This is a genomic window from Lentzea sp. JNUCC 0626 (assembly GCF_043632865.1).
Classification (GTDB): Bacteria; Actinomycetota; Actinomycetes; order Mycobacteriales; family Pseudonocardiaceae; genus Lentzea.
In genome coordinates this window covers 4,071,054-4,091,059 of sequence record NZ_CP171635.1, presented here as the reverse complement: position 1 = coordinate 4,091,059, position 20,006 = coordinate 4,071,054, and the positions used below count along the sequence as shown (strand labels likewise).

Here is a 20,006-nt window from a genome sequence, read left to right as displayed (position 1 = left end):
CGAGCGGGGCCTCCGCCGGTCACGAACGGAGTGGGTTGCGGTGCGTGACCACCGATCGGATCAATCTCTCGTCCACCTGGTGGGAACCTGGTGGATTGCCGCCCGTCACCGGGCTGCGAGCCGCACCAGGGGTGTCCAGGGGCGTCCGAGGGTGGTCGCGGACAGTGGGAACCGGGCGCCCGCCCTGGTGCTCCCATGACCCTCTCCTCGGGCTTCTCGCAGGTCGTCTGGCGTGTCGCGGTGCGAAACGCCGGTCGTGCCTTCTGGGACGCACCGTAGCCGGTGGGCGGTCGCGCCGGACACCGAGATGGACTAGTTGACCTCTCTTGGAGGCCTTGCCGTTGCGTCACACGAGCGAAGATGATGTTGTGAGTACCCCATTTTGTCGGTGATCGCCGGTACCGTAATCGGTACGAACACGGGAGGAGGGTGCCGACATGCAGCACGGTCATCCCGGCAGCCAACCCGATGAGGGTGGCGAGCTGAACCAGGGCAACAATTCTGCTGAGCTGACTGCGCAGATCAGGTTCCTCGAGGACGAGATCGCGTCGTTGCGTCGCAAGCTGACCGAGTCGCCGCGGCACACGCGGTTGCTCGAGCAGCGCTTGGCTGAGGCGACAGAGCGCGTCAGCCAGCTGACCGAGCGAAACACGAAGCTCATAGACACCCTCCGCGAAGCACGAAGCCAGCTGCTCGCGCTGCGTGAGGAAGTCGACCGGCTGGCGCAACCGCCCAGCGGGTACGGCGTCTTCATGGCGCGGTACGACGACGGAACCGTGGACGTCTTCACCTCGGGCCGGAGGATGCGCGTCGCCGTGTCCCCGGCGGTCGAACCGGAGAAGATCGCCTACGGGCAGTCCGTGCGCCTCAACGAGGCGCTCACGGTCGTCGAGGCCGGCGGATTCGAGCGATCCGGTGAGGTCTGCGCACTGCGGGAGGTGCTGACCGACGACGACGGTTCGGACACCATCGCGCGGGCGCTGGTCGTGGGGCACGCGGACGAGGAGAGGGTGGTCTGGCTCGCCCAGCCGCTGCTCGACGCGCCGCTCAAGCCCGGCGACTCGTTGCTGGTCGATTCGAAGGCGGGTTTCGCCTACGAACGGGTCCCCAAGGCCGAGGTCGAGGACCTCGTGCTCGAGGAGGTCCCGGACATCGACTACAACGACATCGGTGGCCTCTCCAGGCAGATCGAGCAGATCCGCGACGCCGTGGAGCTGCCGTTCCTGCACGCCGACCTCTTCCGCGAGTACGAGCTGCGTCCGCCCAAGGGCGTGCTGCTCTACGGCCCTCCCGGCTGCGGCAAGACGCTCATCGCCAAGGCGGTGGCGAACTCGCTGGCCAAGAAGGTGCGGGAGATCCGCGGCGAGACCGACAAACAGGCCAAGTCGTACTTCCTCAACATCAAGGGCCCCGAGCTCCTCAACAAGTTCGTCGGTGAGACCGAGCGGCACATCCGCCTGATCTTCCAGCGGGCTCGTGAGAAGGCGTCCGACGGCACCCCGGTGATCGTGTTCTTCGACGAGATGGACTCGATCTTCCGCACCCGTGGTTCGGGTGTGTCGTCCGACGTCGAGACGACGATCGTGCCCCAGCTCCTCGCCGAGATCGACGGCGTCGAGGGCCTGGAGAACGTCATCGTCATCGGCGCCTCCAACCGCGAGGACATGATCGACCCGGCGATCCTGAGGCCCGGCCGCCTCGACGTGAAGATCAAGATCGAGCGACCGGACGCCGAGGGCGCGAAGGACATCTTCAACAAGTACCTGACGCCCAACCTCCCGCTGCACGCCGACGACCTCGCCGAGTTCGGCGGGGACCCGAAGGCCTGCATCGAGGGCATGGTGCAGCACACCGTGGAGCGCATGTACGAGGAGTCCGAGGACAACCGGTTCCTGGAGGTCACCTACGCCAACGGTGACAAGGAGGTCCTGTACTTCCGGGACTTCAACTCCGGCGCCATGATCCAGAACATCGTCGACAGGGCCAAGAAGGCGGCGATCAAGTCGCTGCTGGACACCAAGCAGCCCGGACTCTCCGTCCGGCACCTGCAGGCGGCCATCCTCGACGAGTTCGCCGAGAACGAGGACCTGCCGAACACGACGAACCCGGACGACTGGGCTCGCATCTCGGGCAAGAAGGGCGAGCGGATCGTCTACATCCGCACGCTCGTCACCGGGAAGAACCAGGACGCCGGCCGCGCGATCGACACGGCCACGAACACCGGCACGTACCTGTAGGACAGCAGTCCGAAAACCGCCCCGGCCGCACTTCGCGGCCGGGGCGGTTTTCGCGTTTCCACCTACCCGCGCGGTGACCGCCTGCCTAGACTTCCCGTTCGGGGGGAAACATGAGGAACACCGGGTACTTGCTGGGAATCCTGGGAGTCGTCACCGCGCTGACGTGGGCCCACGACGAGGCGGACCCGCTCGTCGTCGCGGGAACGCCCGTACCGCTGTCGATCGAGTCGATGCGGGTCATCGCGGACGACCGCTGTGAACGGCCGCCCGGATACCGGTTCGGGACGCTGCAGAGGTTGCGGGACAGCGTCGTGGAGGCGGGGGTCACCGCCGACCAGATGATCGTCTGCACCTTCCACGGCGACGGGTTCACCATGACGAAGGGTGAAGCCGGCCCGCCCGGTGCCAGGTACGTCGCCGGACGCATGGGCCTGGTCTGGGACGACGAGAGCGTGGAGGTCGGCCGGATCGCTCCCGAGGTCGCCGTCCTCGAGTTCGTGCTGCCGAGCGGCAACGTCGTCAAAGCCGAGCTCTACGGAGAGGTTTTCGTCTGCCGCGTGCAGGAGAAGATCACCGCGGTGCGCATCCGGGCGTACGACGCGGGTGGCCGGCTCCTGCGCGACGAAGTGATCTAGTGCGGCACTAGCGGACCAGGCCCGACTCGTAGGCCGCGATCACCAGCTGGGCGCGGTCGCGGGCGTGCAGCTTCGCCAACAGGTTCCCGATGTGCGTCTTCACCGTGCCGGTGCTGACGTGCAGCTCGGCCATGATCTCCGCGTTGGACCGACCGCGCGCGATCAGCAGCAGGACCTCGCGCTCCCGCTCGGTGATCCGCTCCAGCCCGCGCACAGCGGGGGCCGCCGGTTGCCGGACGAACTCTCCGATCAACCGCCGGGTCACCGTCGGCGACAGCAGCGACTCGCCCGACGCCACCACCCGGATCGCCGCCAGCAGCTCGGCGGGCGGCGTGTCCTTCAGCAGGAACCCGGACGCCCCCGCCCGCAACGCCCCGAAGACGTACTCGTCCAGGTCGAACGTCGTCAGCACGAGCACGCGCGGGCCGTCCAGCTGCCGCGTGGCCTCGATGCCGTCCATCTCGGGCATGCGGATGTCCATCAGCACGACGTCGGGCTTCAGTTCCGCGGCCAGCGCGACCGCTTCGGCACCCGTGCCCGCTTCGCCCACCACGCTCAGGTCCGGTTCGTGGTCCACCAGCATCCGGAAGCTCGCGCGCAGCAACGCCTGGTCGTCCGCGATCAGCACGGTGGTCATCGGACCGGCAGCTCCGCGACGACCCGGAAACCGCCGCCGTCACCAGGGCCCGCGCTGAACGTGCCGCCGTACACCGCCACGCGTTCGCGCATGCCGATCAGGCCGTGTCCCACTCCGAGCTCCTTCACCCCAGGACCGTCGTCCGCGACCTCCACGCGGACGGCTTCCGTCGTCACCTCTACCAGAACCGTGCACGCCGCGGGGGCCGCGTGCTTCACCACGTTGGTCAGCGCCTCCTGCGCGATCCGGTAGACGGACAGTCCGATCCCTTCCGGCACAACGGCTTCCCCGCGCACGTCCAGCGTCACGCGCACCCCGGCGAGCGACGCGCGGTCGGCCAGGTCCACCAGACCGCCGAGGCCGGGGGAGGGGGCGAGGTCGGCGTCGGAACGCAGCACGCCCAAGAGCCCACGCATCTCCGTGAGGGCCGCACGGCTCGTTTCGGAGATGACCTGCAACGCCTCGTAGGCGTGCTCGGGTGAACGCACGTGCGCGGCGTTCCCGGCCTGCACGGCGATCAGGGAGAGGTTGTGCGCCACGACGTCGTGGAGTTCGCGGGCGATGCGGAGGCGTTCGTCGGCGAGGGCCTGTTCGGCGGCTTGAGCGGTCTCGCGTTCGAGCATCGAACGGCGCAACCGGGTCGTGTAGCCGATCGCCCACACCGATCCCAGCGCGGCGACGGCGACGAGCACGCTCTCCACCTCGCCGCCAGAGAGCCCCGCGGTCACGAAGATCGTCGCCACCAGCGCCGCCAGCGACCACGTGCGGTCGCGGTCGACCGCCACCGTGTACAGCGCGAAGCAGACGGCTCCCACCGGCGCACCGAGCGCGATGACCGGCAGCACCTGGGTCATGACCACCAGCGCCGTCGCGACGAGCGTCACGGCCAGCGCGGTCACGGGCCACCACCGCCGGACCGCGACGGGCACCGCGACCAGCCCGGCCAGCGGCACCGCGACGAACGGCGACGCGTGGTCGTAGGGCTCCAGCATCGCGTAGGCGACGAGGACCCAGATCACCAGCGCGGCCGTGGCGTCGACCAGGTAGAGGTGCAGTCTCGCGATCACGAAACGCACCGTATCGACCGCGGCGGCGCGTCACCTCGGACCACGGTCCGATTCCCGGGATCGGAGCACGGGCCGATCCGCGCGAGCCTCGAAGCCACCACGCTCTTCCGCATGATCGAGGTGCGGAACCTGACGAAGAGATACGGGGACACCAAGGCGGTCGACGACCTGTCGTTCACCGTCCACCCCGGACTGGTGACGGGCTTCCTCGGCCCGAACGGCGCCGGGAAGTCCACGACGATGCGGATGATCCTCGGCCTGGACCGGCCGGCCAGCGGCGAGGCGTTGATCAACGGCCGCCGCTACGCGACGCTCGGCCACCCGTTGCGGCACGTCGGCGCGTTGCTCGACCCGGCGGCGGTGCACCAGGGACGCAGGGCGCTCGACCACCTCCGCTGGATCGCCGCGAGCAACGGCATCGGACAGCGGCGCGCCGTCGAGCTGGTGGAGCAGGTCGGCCTGGGAGGCGTGCGGCACAAGCGGATCGGCAAGTTGTCGCTCGGCATGAAGCAACGGCTCGGCGTCGCGGCCGCGTTGCTCGGCGACCCCGAGGTGCTGATGTTCGACGAACCGGTCAACGGCCTCGACCCCGAGGGCGTCCGGTGGATCCGCGACCTCATGCGCGGACTCGCCGACGAAGGCCGCACGGTCTTCGTCTCCAGTCACCTGATGAGCGAGATGGCGCTGACCGCCGACCACGTCGTGATCGTCGCAAGAGGACAGCTGGTCGCCGAGACGCCGATGGAGTCGTTGACCCGCAACGGTTCCCTGGAGGACGCCTACCTCGATCTCACCTCCGGGAGGGGACTGTGAAGAACGCGCTCGCCGCCGAGTGGCTGAAGCTGCGGACCGTCCGGGCGCCCAAGGCGCTCGCCGGGACCATCGGCCTGATGGTGCTCGCCGGAGCGTTGCTGTCGTGGCTGATGGTCCGGGACTACGACACGTCTCCGGCCGCCGAGCAGGCGAAGTTCGCCTCCGCCGACGCCACCGTGGTGATCACGCCGGTGATCCAGTTCCTGGTCGCCGCGCTCGGCGCCCTGGTCGCCACCTCCGACCCGCGGCTCACCGCGCTGACCGCCGTGCCGGTCCGGTTGCGCTTGCTGGCGGCGAAAACCGTGCTCGTCGCCGCCGCGGCCGTGGTGCTCGGCACGGTCGCGCTGGCCGCGAGCGTCGGCGCCGGCTGGGTGATCATGGGGGACCGGCCGCCGCCGATCGCGCCGTGGGACGGCCTGGGCGACGTGCTGCCGTGGCAGGGCGCCGCCGTGCTGTCGATCTTGGTGACAGGTCTGGCCGGTCTCGGGATCGGGCTCGCGGTGCGGTCCACGGCCGTCACGATCGTGGTCGTCGGCGTGCTGCTGTGGGGGCTGCCCGCCATCACGCCGATGCTGCCGGACCCGTGGAACGTCGACGTGTCCGCGGTGATGGTGCCCTACCTGGTGTGGGAGGTCGCGGGCGTGATCGAGGACGCTCCGCTGAGCCCGTTGGCCGCCGCCGCATGTTTGGTGATCTACGCACTGGTGACCCTGAGTACCGGAACTGTGACTCTTCTGCGACGAGACGCTTGACTCGCTCTTTAGGCGGCCCTATGGTCATCTATACCTTTAATCGGTAAGGAAACTTACCTAACTAACTCCGCCGCCGCAGTCCCGAGAGGAGACGCTGAATGTCCTGGCAGAAGTCTGTGGTGGCGCTCGCCGCGGCAGTGGTGCTCCCGTTGACCGGTGCGATGGCGGGCAGTTCCGTCGCTGCCGCACCCGAGGGCGACAACTTCGCCGCTGCCGCGCTGCCGCCGGGTTCGCCCGCGGCGGTCAACGGGCAGCTCAAGGTGTGCGGCGTCAAGCTGTGCAACAAGAACGGCAAGCAGATCCAGCTGCGCGGCATGAGCACGCACGGCATCCAGTGGTACTCCCAGTGCGTGAAGACCGCGTCCCTGGACGCGCTCGCCAACGACTGGAAGGCGGACGTCCTCCGCATCTCGATGTACATCCAGGAAGGTGGCTACGAGTCGAACCCTCGTAAGTTCACCGACATGGTGCACGGCTACATCGAGGAGGCCACGAAGCGCGGCATGTACGCGCTGGTCGACTGGCACCAGCTCTCGCCGGGCGACCCGAACCACAACACCGCGCGCGCCAAGACCTTCTTCAAGGAGATCGCGCAGCGGCACAAGGACAAGACGAACATCATCTACGACATCGCCAACGAGCCCAACGGCGTGACGTGGGCGCGGGTCAAGACCTACGCGGAGGCCGTCATCCCGACGATCCGCGCCGAGGACCCGGACAGCCTCGTGCTCGTGGGCACGCACGGCTGGTCGACGTTCGGCCTGTCCGACGGCCGCAACATCAACGAGGTCAGCCAGAACAAGGTCAACGCCTCGAACCTGATGTACACGTTCCACTTCTACGCGAAGGACCACCGCGACTCGTACCTCAACGCGTTGAAGACGGTCTCGAGCCAGGTGCCGGTCTTCGTCACGGAGTTCGGTTCGCAGGAGGCGTCGGGTGACGGCACCAACGACTTCACCATGGCGAACAAGTTCATCCAGTTCATGAAGGACGCCAAGATCTCTTGGACGAACTGGAACTTCTCCGACGACCACCGCACGGGTGCGGTGTTCAAGAGCGGTACGTGCGCCGGCAGCAGCTTCGCCGGTGAGGGCCCGTTGAAGGACGCCGGCAAGTGGGTGCGCAACCACATCCGCACGGCCGACGACTTCTGAGCTTTCTGATTGACCGACCCCGGCGGGTCACGTGAACGGCGGTCCTTCGGGGCCGCCGTTTACCGTTGTCGGCATGGCTCAACTCGCGCTCGGTCTCGCGTCCCTCGGTCGTCCCGCGTACATCAACCTCGGGCGTGAGGGCGCGCTACCGGCCGTGCGCGACGTGGAGTCCATGCGCGCGCAGTGCCACCGTGTGCTCGACACGGCCTACGCGTCGGGCATCCGGTGGGTCGACGCCGCCCGGTCGTACGGGCTGTCGGAGGACTTCCTGTCGTCGTGGCTGCCCGGCCACGACGACGTGACGGTCTCCAGCAAGTGGGGTTACGCCTACGTCGCGGACTGGCGGCCGGACGCCGAGGTGCACGAGGTCAAGGAGCACTCGCTCGCCCGCTTCACCCAGCAGTGGCGGGAAACCCGCGCGCTGCTGCCGCGCGTCGACCTCTACCAGGTGCACTCGCTGACGGCCGACAGCCCGTTGTTCACCGACCGCGCGCTGCAGGACGCGATGGTCGCGATCGGGGTGCCGCTGGGGTTCTCGACGTCCGGGCCGCGCCAGGCCGACGCCATCCGCAAAGCCCTGGAGCTCGGCATCTTCTCGTCCGTCCAGTCCACTTGGAACTTGCTGGAGACCTCGGCCGGCGACGCGCTGCGGGAGGCGCACGACGCCGGCCTGCGGGTGATCGTCAAGGAGGGCGTGGCCAACGGACGGCTCGTCGTCACGCCCCCGCAAGCGGTTGCGGCACAGGCTGAAGCGCTCGGCGTCGGGCCGGACGCCGTCGCGCTGGCGGCGATCGCGCGGCAGCCGTTCGTGGACGTCGTGCTGTCCGGCGCGGCGAGTCCGGAGCAGTTGCTGTCCAACCTGGACGCGTTGAAGATCGACGTCGACCTGCCTGATCTCGCCGAACCCGCCGAGCAGTACTGGCAGACCCGCGGGGCCCTCAGCTGGAACTAGTGCGCCGCAACCACTCCTGGCTGATGACCCGGCCATCGGGCACCAGCGCCCAGTCCGGGTCGGCGATCTTGACGCGCAGTTCGGCCAGGTCCATCCAGCCGCCCCAGGCGACCTCCTCCGGCTGGTGCACGAACGGTCCGTCGGTGCGCGTCTCGTAGATCCACGCGTGGTAGCGGGTGAGGCCGTCGACGTAGGTGGTCTGGAAGAGGAACGTGAGCGGCGACTCGACGCCGAGTTCCTCGCGCAGTTCCCGTTTCGCCGCCACCGCCGGGCTCTCGCCCGCGTCGATCACGCCGCCCGCGGTGCAGTCGTAGAGGCCGGGGAACGCGTCCTTGGTGTCGGTGCGCTTGTGCACGTAGACGCGCTCGCCGTCGACGGACCTCACGACGATCGTGGCGCAGCCGTGCCACAGGTTCTCGGCGCGCATCCGTTCGCGCGTCACCTCGCCGATGGCGTTCGCGTCCTCGTCGTAGAGGGTGATCATCCCGGTGTCCTCCTGTGGTCGTACGCGAGCTTGCTACCCCAGTCCGACGCCCGCTGATCGCCATTCTTCCTACCTTCGGGAGCGTCAGACGTCACCGAGGAGGATCTGTGTCCACTTCCCTGCGGCTCGGCGTCGCCGAGTTCCGCGCCCGGCCGGGCCGCGCGTTGCTGCCCGGCGTCGCGCTCGTCGTCGGCGTGGCCTGCCTGCTGGCCGCCCTGGTGCTGAGCGACGCGCTCACCAGGTCGGTCGACGAGGGCGCGCCCCTCACCCCCGCCTCGGTCGGGCACGTGGTGGACGTGCGCAACGTGCAGGGCGGAAGCACGGCGAAACTCGACGACGCCCTGATCACCAAGCTCTCCTCGGTCGGCCGCGCGGTGCCGGTGCAGGTCGCGCAGGCGGACCTGCTGGACGGCAACGGACGTGCGGGGGAGCACCGGGCCGAGGTCAACGTCCAGCAGCCGGACCTCGCGCGCTGGCCGCTGGCAGAGGGCAAGCAGCCCACCGCCGACAACGAGGTCGCCGTCGACAAGATCACCGCGTTCGAGCGCGATCTCCAGCCCGGCGACAAGATCCAGCTCGCCTCCGCCGACGGCAAGCCGTTCGACGTGACGGTCAGCGGGGTGCTGAAGCGCGGCGGGCTCGACTCGCGGCCGGTCCTGGTGGCCGGTCCCGATCTCGCGCGCAAGCTCGACCCGCAGCCCTTCACCAAGGAGGTGTGGGTGCTCGGCGGGTCGCGCGAGGCCGTCACGAGCGCGGCCGGCGCGGCGTACTGGGTCTCGGACCCGCGACCGGACGCCGACAAGATCGGCAACGACCTGACGTTCATCCTGCTGCCCTTCAGCGTGCTGGCACTGGCGACGGCGGTGTTCGTCGCGGCGGCCACGTTCCGGGCGGTCTACGCGCAACGGCAGCGGCAGACGGCGTTGCTGCGGTGCATCGGGGCCCAGCGCGGGCCGTTGGTGCGCCGGAGCCTGCTCGAGGCGTTCGTGACGGGTGCGGCGGCCGGCGTCGGCGGGGCGTTGCTCGGCGGGCCGATGGCGTGGCTGCTCGCGCGGACGTTCGACGCGACCGGGATCTCGGCGCTGTTCGGGGCCGTGGAGCTCAGCCCGGAGCTGTTGCCGTCGCTCGGGTACGTGATCCTCGGTGTCGTCGTCGCCGCGGTGCTGAGCGTGATGGCCGCCGTCCGGCCCGCGATCAACGCTGCCCGTGTGTCGCCGCTTGCCGCTCTTCGGGATGCGGACAACGAGGTGCCGCCACGGTCCGTGCGTCGTCTTCGGCTCGTGTTCGGCATTCTCTTCACCGCTGGTGCCGGGCTGCTCGCGTTGGCCGCCATCGCCGCCAAGGGGACCGCAGGGGCCCCTCTGGCCGTGACGTTCTCCGCGATCGCCGCGGTGACCGGGCTCTTCTGGATCCTCGGGCCCGTGACGGTGCCGTTCATCGCGAGGCTGTTCGGCAAGATCGGCGGCACCCAGTGGAAGCTCGCCGGCGCCGAGGTGCGCCGGATGCCCGCCAGGTCGGCGTCGGTCGCGCTGCCGTTGCTGCTGGCCAGTTCGATGGTGACGTTCTTCCTGGTCCTGCTGGGCGGCGCGCAGGAGATGACGTACTCCTACGCCAACGAGCAGCGGCCCGACGCGACCGTCGTGGACGCGGGGCAGCGGCCGTTGCCGGAGATCCCCGCGCAGCCCGGCGTCGAGGCCTCGGTGGCGCTGCACAAGATCGACGACGGCGTCTCGGGCGCCGATCCCGCGCAGTTCAACGCGTGGCTGAAGGCGCAGGACGCCACCGGCGCCGGGCAGCTGGCGGAGGGCGTCGCGCTCGCGCCGGACTGGTTCGACCGGCCGTTCGTCGAGGCGAACGGCAAGCAGTACAAGGTCGTGGGCTCGATCCCGGGGCGCCTCACCGGGTACACGTCGATCGTCGGCGGCGTCACGTCCGGTCCCGCCGAGAAGGTGCTGGTCGCGTTGAAGCCCGGCGTCGACCCCGCCGAGTTCCGGGCGGGCATGCAGGCCGCCCTGCCCGCCAATCCGACCGTGATCGTCGAGACGGACGCGGACGAGCGCGCCGAGGCCGAGCGGTACATGCACCTCGGCACCGTGCTGATGATGGTGCTGCTCGGGCTGTCCGTGGCGGTCGCCGTGACCGGTATCGGGACGGCGCTGACGATCTCGGTCCAGGAACGCCGCAAGGAGCTCGCGCTGCGCCGCGCCTTGGGCGTCACTCAGGGCGGACTACAGGGCGGAGTCATCGCTGAAGCGATCATGTTGGCCCTCGTGGGCGTGATCGGCGGCGGTGTGCTCGGGTTCGCGTACGCCCAGATCGCGATTCTTTCGGTCGGCATCGACATGTCGCTGCCAGGTCTGAAGGTCGTGTTGCCGCTGGTCATCGGCGCGCTGGCGGTCGTCCTGCTCGCCGTGATCGCCGCCTTCGGCCCTTCTCGCGGCGCTTCGAGGATCCGGCCTGCCGCCGGATTGGCGTCCGGGTGAATAGGGCGAGGGGAGCTGTGTTCGTCTGCCGCTCCTTCGGAGACGGCGGCGAGGTCGCCTGGTAGCCGGTCGTCCGCCTGACTCCTTCTTCCTGGACAGGGCTTCGCCGAATCCAGGAAGAAGGGGTGACCGGACGACCTGCGCGACCTCGCAAGAGCCACGTTCAAGCGGCAATCACCACAACGCCGGGCCTAGGTCGTAGGGTGTGGGCTATGCGGCGGATCATGGGAACCGAGGTCGAGTACGGCATCGCGGTGCCGGGCGACGCGACCGCGAACCCGGTGCTCACTTCTACACAGGTGGTTCTTGCGTACGCGGCGGCGGCGGACATACCGCGCGCCAGGCGGGCGCGCTGGGACTACGAGGTGGAATCGCCGTTGCGCGACGCGCGCGGGTTCGACCTGGGCTCGCCCGGTGGGCACCCGGCCGACTCCGACGTCGAGGACCTGGGCGCGGCGAACGTCATCCTCACCAACGGCGCGCGGCTCTACGTCGACCACGCTCACCCCGAGTACTCGGCACCCGAGGTCACCAACGCGCGTGACGCGGTGATCTGGGACAAGGCGGGGGAGCGGGTGATGGAGGAGGCCGCGATCAAGGCGGCGTCCGTGCCCGGCCAGCCCCGCCTGCAGCTCTACAAGAACAACGTCGACGGCAAGGGCGCGTCGTACGGCACGCACGAGAACTACCTGATGCAGCGCTCGACGCCGTTCACGGCCGTCATCGCGGGCCTCACGCCGTTCTTCGCGTCGCGCCAGGTCGTGACCGGGTCCGGCCGCGTGGGCATCGGGCAGTCCGGTGAGGAAGCCGGCTACCAGCTCTCGCAGCGCTCGGACTACATCGAGGTCGAGGTCGGCCTCGAGACGACGTTGAAGCGCGGCATCATCAACACGCGCGACGAGCCGCACGCGGACGCGGACAAGTACCGCCGCCTGCACGTCATCATCGGTGACGCGAACCTGGCCGAGTACTCGACGTTCCTCAAGGTCGGCACCACCTCGCTGGTGCTCGACATGATCGAGGCCGGGCAGCGGTTCGACGACCTGCGCATGGTCGACCCGGTGCGCGCGGTGCACCAGATCAGCCACGACCCGACGTTGAAGACCAAGGTCGAGATGACCGGCGGACGTAAGTTCACCGGCCTCGACGTGCAGTTCGCCTACCACGAGCGCGCGACCGCGTTCGTCGAGAAGGAGGGCGTCGGCGACCGCGACGTCCTGCGGATCTGGGGCGAGGTGCTCGACGCGCTGGCCCGTGACCCGTCCGAGTGCGCGGACCGGCTCGACTGGGTCGCCAAGCTGCGGCTGCTCGAGGGCTACCGGCAGCGCGACGGCCTGGAGTGGGGCGCGGCCCGGCTCAACCTGGTCGACCTGCAGTACTCCGACGTGCGCCTCGACAAGGGCCTCTACAACCGTCTCGTCGCGCGTGGCTCGATGAAGCGGCTCGTGAGCGAGGAAGAGGTCCGTGCGGCCATCACCACGCCGCCCGAGGACACGCGTGCGTACTTCCGCGGCCGGTGCCTGGAGCGTTACCCGACCTCTGTGGCGGCCGCGTCGTGGGACTCCGTGATCTTTGATCTCGGTCGAGAATCCCTCGTGCGAATTCCGACGCTCGAGCCCCTTCGCGGGACGAAAGCGCACGTCGGAGCCCTCCTTGAGGCCTCTGACACCGCCGAGCAACTGGTGGACGCGCTGACTCGCGGGTGATCGTCTACCCGAGTGGCTCAGGATTTTTGTCGGTGCCGCTGGGTAGTGTTCTTGTCAGGCGAGTCAGTGGGAGGCCGAGATGTCCCAGGAACAGAAGCAGCGCCAGGGCGGTGGCGACGGCGACGACGGCGCGGACGACGCCGCCGGAGCCGGTCAGGAACGTCGCGAGAAGCTCGGCGAGGACGTGGACGCGATCCTCGACGAGATCGACGACGTGCTGGAGGAGAACGCGGAGGACTTCGTCCGCGCCTACGTGCAAAAGGGCGGTCAGTAGGCCTTCGGGGGCCTGCGGACCACCTCGGGGACGGGAGAACAACCAACACATGGACAACAGCTCGACCGGGCGTTACCCGGCCGCGGCGCTGCCCTCGGCGTACCTCACGCCAGGCTCGTCGTCGTTCACGGACTTCCTGCGGGCCCAGGCACCCGACATGCTGCCCAGCGCCCGGAAGCTCCCGGAGGGGACCGTCCAGGCCCCACACGGGACGACGATCGTCGCGGCCACCTACAAGGGTGGTGTCGTGATCGCCGGCGACCGGCGCGCGACGATGGGCAACGTGATCGCCCAGCGCGACATGAAGAAGGTCTTCGTCACCGACGACCACTCGGCCGTCGGCATCGCGGGCACCGCGGGCATCGCGATCGAGATCGTGCGCCTGTACACGGTGGAGCTGCGCCACTACGAGAAGATCGAGGGCGTACCCCTGTCGCTCGACGGCAAGGCGAACCGCCTGTCGGCCATGATCAGGGGCAACCTCGACGCCGCCATGGCGGGCCTCGCCGTGGTGCCTCTCTTCGCGGGCTATGACACCTCGGCCACGGACCCGGAACGCGCGGGCCGCATCGTGTCCTACGACGTCACCGGCGGCCGTTACGAGGAGTCGCAGGGCTACCAGGCCGTGGGCTCGGGCTCGCTCTTCGCCAAGTCGGCCCTGAAGAAGCTCTACGACCCGGACGCCGACGCCGACGCGGCCATCCGCTCCGTCGTCGAGGCGCTCTACGACGCGGCCGACGACGACTCGGCCACCGGAGGCCCGGACCCGGTCCGCCGCCTCTACCCGGTCGTGGTCACCATCAACGGCGCCGACGGTGCCGTAGAGGTGCCGGAATCCCAGGTGGCCACGGTCGCCGACGCGGTCGTCGAAGGCCGCCGAGCACGTCCCGCAGGCTGAGTCCCCCACACGTTCGACGTCAGGAGCACCACCCATGACGATGCCGCTGTACGCATCGGCAGAGCAGGTGATGCGCGACCGCTCCGAGTACGCCCGCAAGGGCATCGCCAGGGGTCGCAGCGTCATCGTGCTGAAGTACGCCGACGGGATTCTGTTCGTCGCGGAAAACCCGTCCAGCACCCTGCACAAGGTGTCGGAGATCTACGACCGCATCGGCTTCGCCGCCGTGGGCCGCTACAGCGAGTTCGAGAACCTGCGCCAGGCGGGCATCCGCTTCGCCGACGTGCGCGGGTACCAGAACGACCCGCGCGACGTGACCTCGCGTTCGCTGGCCAACGTCTACGCGACCACGCTGGGCACCTACTTCACCGAACAGATCAAGCCCTTCGAGGTGGAGATCTGCGTGGCCGAGGTCGGGGATTCGTCCTCGACCGACACGTTGTACCGGTTGACGTACGACGGGTCCATTGTGGACGAGCCTCAGTACATCGTGATGGGTGGCACCGTCGATGCCGCCAACACGGCGTTGAAGGAGGCCTTCGCTGACGGGCTTTCGTTGGCTGAGGCTGTTCCCCTGGCCGTTCGGGCTCTGTCGGCCGGGTCGCCTTCTACCGGGAGCGGGTCGGCCGAGTTGCTGCCTGCTGCCAAGTTGGAGGTGGCGGTGTTGGAGCGGGCTCGGCCTCGGCGGGCGTTCCGGCGGATCGCCGGTGCGGCTTTGGACGCTTTGATGCCTGCTGTGGAGAAGGATGGCAAGGCGGTTGAGGATGTCGAGCTGCCGCCGGACTCGTCTGACGACTCGTCCAAGTAACCGGTTGTGAGCTTTGGCCCCTGGGAGTTTGGCTCCTGGGGGCCTTTTGCTTTGGTCACCTTGCGTAGGTGGTTGCGTTGGGGCACAAAGAATTGAGACGAGCTTTGGTTTCGTCATCGCCGCTTCGCGACGATAGGGATTGGGGCTTGACTTCGGGGCCCTTGCGAGGCGCTGGCCGGCCGGAAAGGCCGGGCTGAAAAGCGCCCGGCCGAGCCACGAGTGGTAGCACCTCGCACCCAAAGTCAAGCCCCAATCCCACGCGTACGTGGCTGGGTTTGTGCGGGCACGTCACCTCACCCGCTTCACGTGTGGCCTGAGAGGGACGGCTCGCCTTCGGCATTGCGTAGCTCGGGTGCGCGTTGAGCCAAGAAACTCAAGGACGCCTCGCCTTCGGCGTTGCCGTTGGGTCGCGGGGGCCGAAACCCGAGGGGACCCCTGCGTCAGCCTGCGCAGGCGACCAGGAGAGCGGCCAGTTCCTTCGGCTTGCTCAGGGCGGCGCAGTGGCCCGCGGCCAGTTCCACCGGCGTGACTCCCGGCAGGCGGTCTGCCACCACCTTGCGCATGAAGGTCGGCGTGAAGAAGCGGTCCTCGGTGCACAGCACGAAGTGCGTCGGTACCTGCGGTAGTGCGTCCAGCGGCCACGGGATGCCCATGGCGGCTTCGGACATGCCGCGTTCTCGCTTTTGGGCCTCTGCCACCAGGTCTGGTGGGACGTCGTGGAAGAACTGGTCGTCCAGGCCCGAGTCCTCGTAGCCCGTGTTTGTCCACCAGTCGTTGGGCGTTTCGCCCACGGCGGGGACCATTCCCGTCACGTAGATCAGCGGGGCGTTGAGGCGTGCTGCTGCCAGGGGCGCCACCAGGCCCCCGAAGGAGTGGCCTACTACGACCACGCCCTCTGTGGACGGCAGGGCCTCGATCAGGGTGGTTGCCCAGTCGGTCAGGGTGGTGGTGTCGTCCTCGATCGGGAGGTCCGGGGCTACCGCGGTGTGGCCCTGGGCCTGGAGTTCGTGCGCTACCAGGTGCCAGGACCAACCCACGTCGCCGCCTCCGTGCGCTATGGCGAAGGTGGTCATGCCGCCGAGCTTATTCGCGGCGTTCGATTGGCAGGCGGGATCTGGTGAAGAGGGCCGCGCCCAGCATGGCCACGGCGGGGACCACCAGGACCGAGATCGCCAGCGTGGGCCACGGGATGGTCAACGGGTTGAGGTCTGGTTTGGGCCAGATGTTCTGGTAGCCCTGGTTGAGTGCGGCCAGCAGGGCCAGGGCCGAGGCTGTTCCCGCTGTGGTGCCGAGGAGGCCGCCCAGGCCCGCGATCACTCCGGCTTGGCTCAGGGACAGGAGTTTGCGGAGGGTGGGGGTGGCGCCCACTGCGGCCAGGGTGGTGAGGTCTCGGCGGCCGTCTGCTGCTGCCAGGCCGGTGGCCAGTGCGGCTGCCGCGAGGGTGATGACGCCCGCCACCAGGCCCAGGACGGTGAGGGCCTGTTGGACGTCGGACTCTGTCGGGCGGGTGACCGTCACCTCGTACTCGCCGCCCAGGGCTGCGGTCAGGGCCTCCTGTTCGGACTCCGTGGGCATGCGGGTTGTGGTGGCGTACATGGTGAACGTTGTGACGTTGTAGCCCAACGCGCGTGCGGTTTCTTCGGTCATCACGGCTAGAGGGGCGCCATTGGCCGGTGTTGCGAAGGCTGGGGCCTCGGTGGTGGTGGCGTTCGTGCCGGTGGCCAGGAGGGTTTTGTCGTTGTCCACCAACGATGGGTTGTTGATGACGATTTTGCCGTCGCGCAGGGCTGCGGAGGCTGCTGAGGCTTCGGCGGGCGTCAGGTTGAGGAGCGATTGGACGGACGTCGGTGGCGCCACGACCAGGAAGCCTTCCGAGGTGGTGTAGATGCCGAAGTAGCGGTGGGTTCTGCCCACGCCGGTGCAGCGGGCGTCGGCCAGAGCCTGTTGCTGTTCGGCGTCTGTCGGGTCTCGGTGGAGGACGTCCAAGGTGTACGGGCATTCGCGGGCCGGTGGTGGGCGCAGGTGGGCGAAGCACGGGCCGCCGTCGCACGAGAGGAGTTTGAGTTCGTGGGTTTCGGCTGTGGGCATGGTGTTGCGGAGCGCGGCGAAGACTGACTCGGGGATGGGGGTCGTGGTGGATTTCGTGAGGTCGTCGAGGCGGTAGACGGTCACGTCGCCCATGGCGCCCGCTACCTGGGAGGCCTCCTGCTGGGCTTGGGAGGTGAGCATGACGCTCACGGCCACCGCGCCGATCACGGCGGCCATCACCGCGGAGATCGCCGGGGCCGCTGCGGTGCGGTTGCGGGAGGCGTCGCGCAGGGCGATGCGGAGGGGGACCGGGAGCCAGCGGCCCGCCCGAGCCAGCAGGCCCAGGAGGGACGGGGTGCAGAGGACCAGGCCCACCTCGGTGAGGATCAGCGCGACCAGGATGCCCGGCAGCACCATCGTGATCGCGCAGTAGACGCCGGTGGCCACGCCTGCCGCGATGAGGATCAGGCCCAGCAGCAGCCAGCGGCGGCGCGAGCGGGTGATGCCCCGGCGTCCGGCCAGCGCGGTCACCACGTCCTGGCGGGAGGAGATCCAGGCCGGGACCACGGCGGCGAGGACGCCGGTGACGATCGCCAGCAGGGCGAGGGCGGCCAGGGCCGACGGGTAGAAGCGGTGTGCGGCGAAGCGTTCGGCCAGCAGCCATTCGACCAACGGGCGGGCGGCGATCGAGGCGAGGACGCCCAGCAGGACGCCGCCCAGCGCGGCCACCGTGCCCATGACCACGCCGTCGGCCAGGACCACTCGGCGGACGTGGGACGGGGAGCCGCCCACGGCCGCGATCAGGGCCAGTTCGCGTTTGCGGCGGCGGGCTCCCACGGCCAGGGCCGAACCCGCCAGCAGGGACATCTCCAGCACGGCCAGGCCCGCGACGAGGATCAGGATGTCGGCGGTCAGCTCGTGCGAGCCGGGGAGTTCCTGGTAGCGCTCGGCACGTGACGGCAGGTTGTGCAGCACCTCGCGGGACAGGACCGCGATGCCGGACTTGTTGAGGTCCTTGACCTTCGACCACGTCAGCGGCGTGGTGGCGAGCCAGGCGCGGTCGGTCGCCTCGAACGTGCCGGGCAGCGCCACGACGGTGGTGTTGTCGAGGCGGGTCGGTTCCTCGATGGCGCCGACGACCTTGAACGTGCGGTCGTCCTCGGTGGTGAGGGTGCCGTCGACCTGGGTGCCGGTGCGGTCCAAAGCCTTGCGGGACAACGCGACCTCGCCGGCCGACGTCGGCGCCCGGCCCTCCAGCAGGGTGATCATGCCGGTGGTGAGGGGGTTGTTCAGGTCGAGCATGCGCACGCCCGCGCGGCCCACGCCGGCGGTGGTGCGGATGTTGACGCCGCCGCGTTCGACCGGCACCAGGTCCGACCCCGGCAGCAGCGTGCGCAGACGGGCCTCGGACGGCTCCTCGCCCTCGCCGTTGCTCTTGGGGATCGCGAAGTCCCTGGTGGGTTCCTGGATCACCGGGCCGCGGTAGGGCCAGCTCACCAACGCCTCGGCGGCGCCCATCCGGAGGTTCGCGTCCTCGGTGGGGGTCGGGTTGGTGGAGTCCTGGACGATCGCCGCGAACGACAGGGCCGCCACCGGGACCGCGATCAGGGCGATCACCAGGGCTGACCGGCCTGCCGAGCGGCGGGCTTCCCGCCGGGCGATGCGCAGTGCTGCGCGCCATCCGCTCACGGTGTGCTCAGCAGTTCTTCTGGCTGGTCGCGGGACGACACGTCGACCACCACGCCGTCGCGCAGGAAGACGACCCGGTCCGCCCAGGCCGCGTGCCGGGCATCGTGGGTGACCAGGACCGCCGCCGCACCGGCGTCCACCTTGGCGCGGAGCAGCCGCAGGACGGTCTCGCCGGTGCGGGAGTCGAGGGCGCCGGTCGGTTCGTCGGCCAGCACCAGGCGGCGTTCGCCGATCAGGGCGCGGGCGATGGCCACCCGTTGCTGCTGGCCGCCGGACATCTCGTCGGGGAACCGGTCGGCGTAGCCGTCGAGGTCCACTTCGGACAGTGCCTTCTCGGCCTGCTGACGGGACTTGCGGACGCCGTCGAGGTCCAGTGGCAGCGCCACGTTCTCGGCGGCGGTCAGGCTGGCGATCAGGTTCAGGTCCTGGAAGACGTAGCCGATCCGCTTGCGGCGCCAGGCCGCGAGTTGCCTGCGGGACAACGACTGCAGGCTGGTCTCGTCGACGAGGACCTCGCCGCTGGTGGGGCTGTCGAGGCCGCCCGCGAGGTTCAGCAGTGTCGACTTGCCAGAGCCCGACGGGCCCATGATCGCCACCAGTTCGCCGGGGGCGACGGTCAGCGAAATGCCGTTGAGGGCGTTGACCTGGGTTTCGCCGGTGCCGTGGACGCGGTGCACGGCGCGGAGTTCTAGGGCGGTCATCTCGGCACCTCGACGTCCGTCGGGACGGGCGCGGGCACGGGGGTGTGGCGCAGGAGGCTCGTCTCGCAGTGGTCGAGCCAGCGGAGTTCGGCCTCGGCCTGGAAGATCATCGCGTCCAGCACGAGCAGCCACGGCAGGTCCGACGGCTGGGTCTTGAGCCGTGTGTACTCCTGCAGCGTGCGCATCGTGGCGGTGCGTTGCGTCATCACGACCTTGGCCACGTCGACGCCCGGCGTGGTGATCGCCAGCGCGAGCTTGATGGCCACCTCGTCGCGCGGACGGTCACCGCGCTGGACGGGCGTCGCGAACCACTTCTTCAGCTCGTCGCGGCCGTGCTCGGTGATTTCGTAGGGGCGCTGGCCCTCGCTCTCCGGCAGGGCGATCACCAGGTCGTCGCGTTCCAGGCGGGACAACGTCGTGTAGACCTGCCCGATGTTCAACGGCCACGTGCCGCCGGTGGCCGAGTCGAAGGCCGCGCGCAGCTGGTAGCCGTACATGGGTCCGCGCTTCAACAGCGCCAGCAGACCGTGTTTGACCGACATACCTACTGAGTATGCATACTGAGTATGTTCCTGGCAACGGTGACCGGCGAAACGCACGTGCGGGCGGGCCTTTCATCAGGAACCCTGGACAGTGCCGGAGACGTCCGGCTGCGGTCAGGTGAACTGGGGGACGTCGTGGTCGA

At 69.2% G+C, this 20,006-nt stretch carries 17 protein-coding genes and 1 pseudogene; 11 read left to right on the top strand and 7 right to left on the bottom strand.

The features are described from left to right. Positions 1–437: 437 nt before the first annotated feature. A complete protein-coding gene (gene arc, locus JNUCC0626_RS17355; RefSeq protein WP_394620801.1) occupies positions 438–2,237 on the top strand; it encodes a proteasome ATPase in 1,800 nt (599 codons plus the stop codon). 110 nt (positions 2,238–2,347) lie between these two features. After that, positions 2,348–2,872, top strand: coding sequence for a hypothetical protein (locus tag JNUCC0626_RS17350; protein WP_394620800.1), 525 nt, complete (start codon positions 2,348–2,350; stop codon positions 2,870–2,872). 7 nt (positions 2,873–2,879) lie between these two features. Here the strand turns inward: JNUCC0626_RS17350 and JNUCC0626_RS17345 are convergent, their stop codons facing one another. Then, the gene (locus JNUCC0626_RS17345; RefSeq protein ID WP_394620799.1) at positions 2,880–3,509 is read right to left on the bottom strand and encodes a response regulator; all 630 of its coding nucleotides are present in this window, start codon (positions 3,507–3,509) and stop codon (positions 2,880–2,882) included. Then, the gene (locus JNUCC0626_RS17340) at positions 3,506–4,576 is read right to left on the bottom strand and encodes a sensor histidine kinase (protein WP_394620798.1); all 1,071 of its coding nucleotides are present in this window, start codon (positions 4,574–4,576) and stop codon (positions 3,506–3,508) included. The genes JNUCC0626_RS17345 and JNUCC0626_RS17340 overlap by 4 nt, the downstream gene beginning before the upstream one ends. A gap of 111 nt (positions 4,577–4,687) precedes the next feature. On the opposite strand from JNUCC0626_RS17340, the pseudogene JNUCC0626_RS17335 reads away from it, so the two are divergent. From JNUCC0626_RS17335 to JNUCC0626_RS17320, 4 genes and pseudogenes are all read left to right on the top strand, one after another. Continuing rightward, positions 4,688–5,329 (top strand): annotated as a pseudogene (locus JNUCC0626_RS17335) (ABC transporter ATP-binding protein); the annotation flags it as partial. Positions 5,330–5,385: 56 nt separating this feature from the next. Then, the gene (locus tag JNUCC0626_RS17330; protein WP_394620797.1) at positions 5,386–6,141 is read left to right on the top strand and encodes an ABC transporter permease; all 756 of its coding nucleotides are present in this window, start codon (positions 5,386–5,388) and stop codon (positions 6,139–6,141) included. 98 nt (positions 6,142–6,239) lie between these two features. Continuing rightward, the gene (locus JNUCC0626_RS17325) at positions 6,240–7,298 is read left to right on the top strand and encodes a glycoside hydrolase family 5 protein (protein ID WP_394620796.1); all 1,059 of its coding nucleotides are present in this window, start codon (positions 6,240–6,242) and stop codon (positions 7,296–7,298) included. 73 nt (positions 7,299–7,371) lie between these two features. After that, on the top strand, positions 7,372–8,250 hold the full coding sequence (locus tag JNUCC0626_RS17320; protein ID WP_394620795.1) for an aldo/keto reductase: 879 nt from the start codon (positions 7,372–7,374) through the stop codon (positions 8,248–8,250). On the opposite strand, the gene JNUCC0626_RS17315 is transcribed toward JNUCC0626_RS17320, so the two are convergent. Next, on the bottom strand, positions 8,237–8,734 hold the full coding sequence (locus JNUCC0626_RS17315; protein ID WP_394620794.1) for an NUDIX hydrolase: 498 nt from the start codon (positions 8,732–8,734) through the stop codon (positions 8,237–8,239). The two genes, JNUCC0626_RS17320 and JNUCC0626_RS17315, sit on opposite strands and share 14 nt — an antisense overlap. 107 nt (positions 8,735–8,841) lie before the next feature. On the opposite strand from JNUCC0626_RS17315, the gene JNUCC0626_RS17310 reads away from it, so the two are divergent. From JNUCC0626_RS17310 to prcA, 5 genes are all read left to right on the top strand, one after another. Further along, on the top strand, positions 8,842–11,217 hold the full coding sequence (locus JNUCC0626_RS17310) for an FtsX-like permease family protein (protein WP_394620793.1): 2,376 nt from the start codon (positions 8,842–8,844) through the stop codon (positions 11,215–11,217). Between the two features lie 212 nt (positions 11,218–11,429). Continuing rightward, positions 11,430–12,923, top strand: coding sequence for a depupylase/deamidase Dop (gene dop, locus JNUCC0626_RS17305; protein ID WP_394620792.1), 1,494 nt, complete (start codon positions 11,430–11,432; stop codon positions 12,921–12,923). Between the two features lie 79 nt (positions 12,924–13,002). Continuing rightward, a complete protein-coding gene (locus tag JNUCC0626_RS17300) occupies positions 13,003–13,197 on the top strand; it encodes a ubiquitin-like protein Pup (protein WP_030471529.1) in 195 nt (64 codons plus the stop codon). 49 nt (positions 13,198–13,246) lie between these two features. Beyond that, a complete protein-coding gene (gene prcB / locus JNUCC0626_RS17295) occupies positions 13,247–14,095 on the top strand; it encodes a proteasome subunit beta (protein ID WP_394620791.1) in 849 nt (282 codons plus the stop codon). Positions 14,096–14,129: 34 nt separating this feature from the next. Then, complete coding sequence (gene prcA, locus JNUCC0626_RS17290; protein WP_394620790.1) at positions 14,130–14,903, top strand: proteasome subunit alpha; 774 nt, start codon at positions 14,130–14,132, stop codon at positions 14,901–14,903. 440 nt (positions 14,904–15,343) lie between these two features. Here prcA and JNUCC0626_RS17285 read toward each other — a convergent pair whose 3' ends face one another. The 4 genes from JNUCC0626_RS17285 to JNUCC0626_RS17270 are packed head-to-tail and all read right to left on the bottom strand — an operon-like array spanning position 15,344 to position 19,863. After that, positions 15,344–15,976, bottom strand: coding sequence for an alpha/beta fold hydrolase (locus JNUCC0626_RS17285; RefSeq protein WP_394620789.1), 633 nt, complete (start codon positions 15,974–15,976; stop codon positions 15,344–15,346). 10 nt (positions 15,977–15,986) lie between these two features. Beyond that, complete coding sequence (locus JNUCC0626_RS17280; RefSeq protein ID WP_394620788.1) at positions 15,987–18,620, bottom strand: FtsX-like permease family protein; 2,634 nt, start codon at positions 18,618–18,620, stop codon at positions 15,987–15,989. Beyond that, on the bottom strand, positions 18,617–19,321 hold the full coding sequence (locus tag JNUCC0626_RS17275) for an ABC transporter ATP-binding protein (RefSeq protein ID WP_394620787.1): 705 nt from the start codon (positions 19,319–19,321) through the stop codon (positions 18,617–18,619). The genes JNUCC0626_RS17280 and JNUCC0626_RS17275 overlap by 4 nt, the downstream gene beginning before the upstream one ends. Beyond that, entirely contained in the window at positions 19,318–19,863 is a 546-nt protein-coding gene (locus tag JNUCC0626_RS17270; RefSeq protein WP_394620786.1) for a PadR family transcriptional regulator, read from the bottom strand. Before JNUCC0626_RS17270 ends, JNUCC0626_RS17275 begins: the two co-directional genes overlap by 4 nt. Positions 19,864–20,006: the final 143 nt, after the last annotated feature.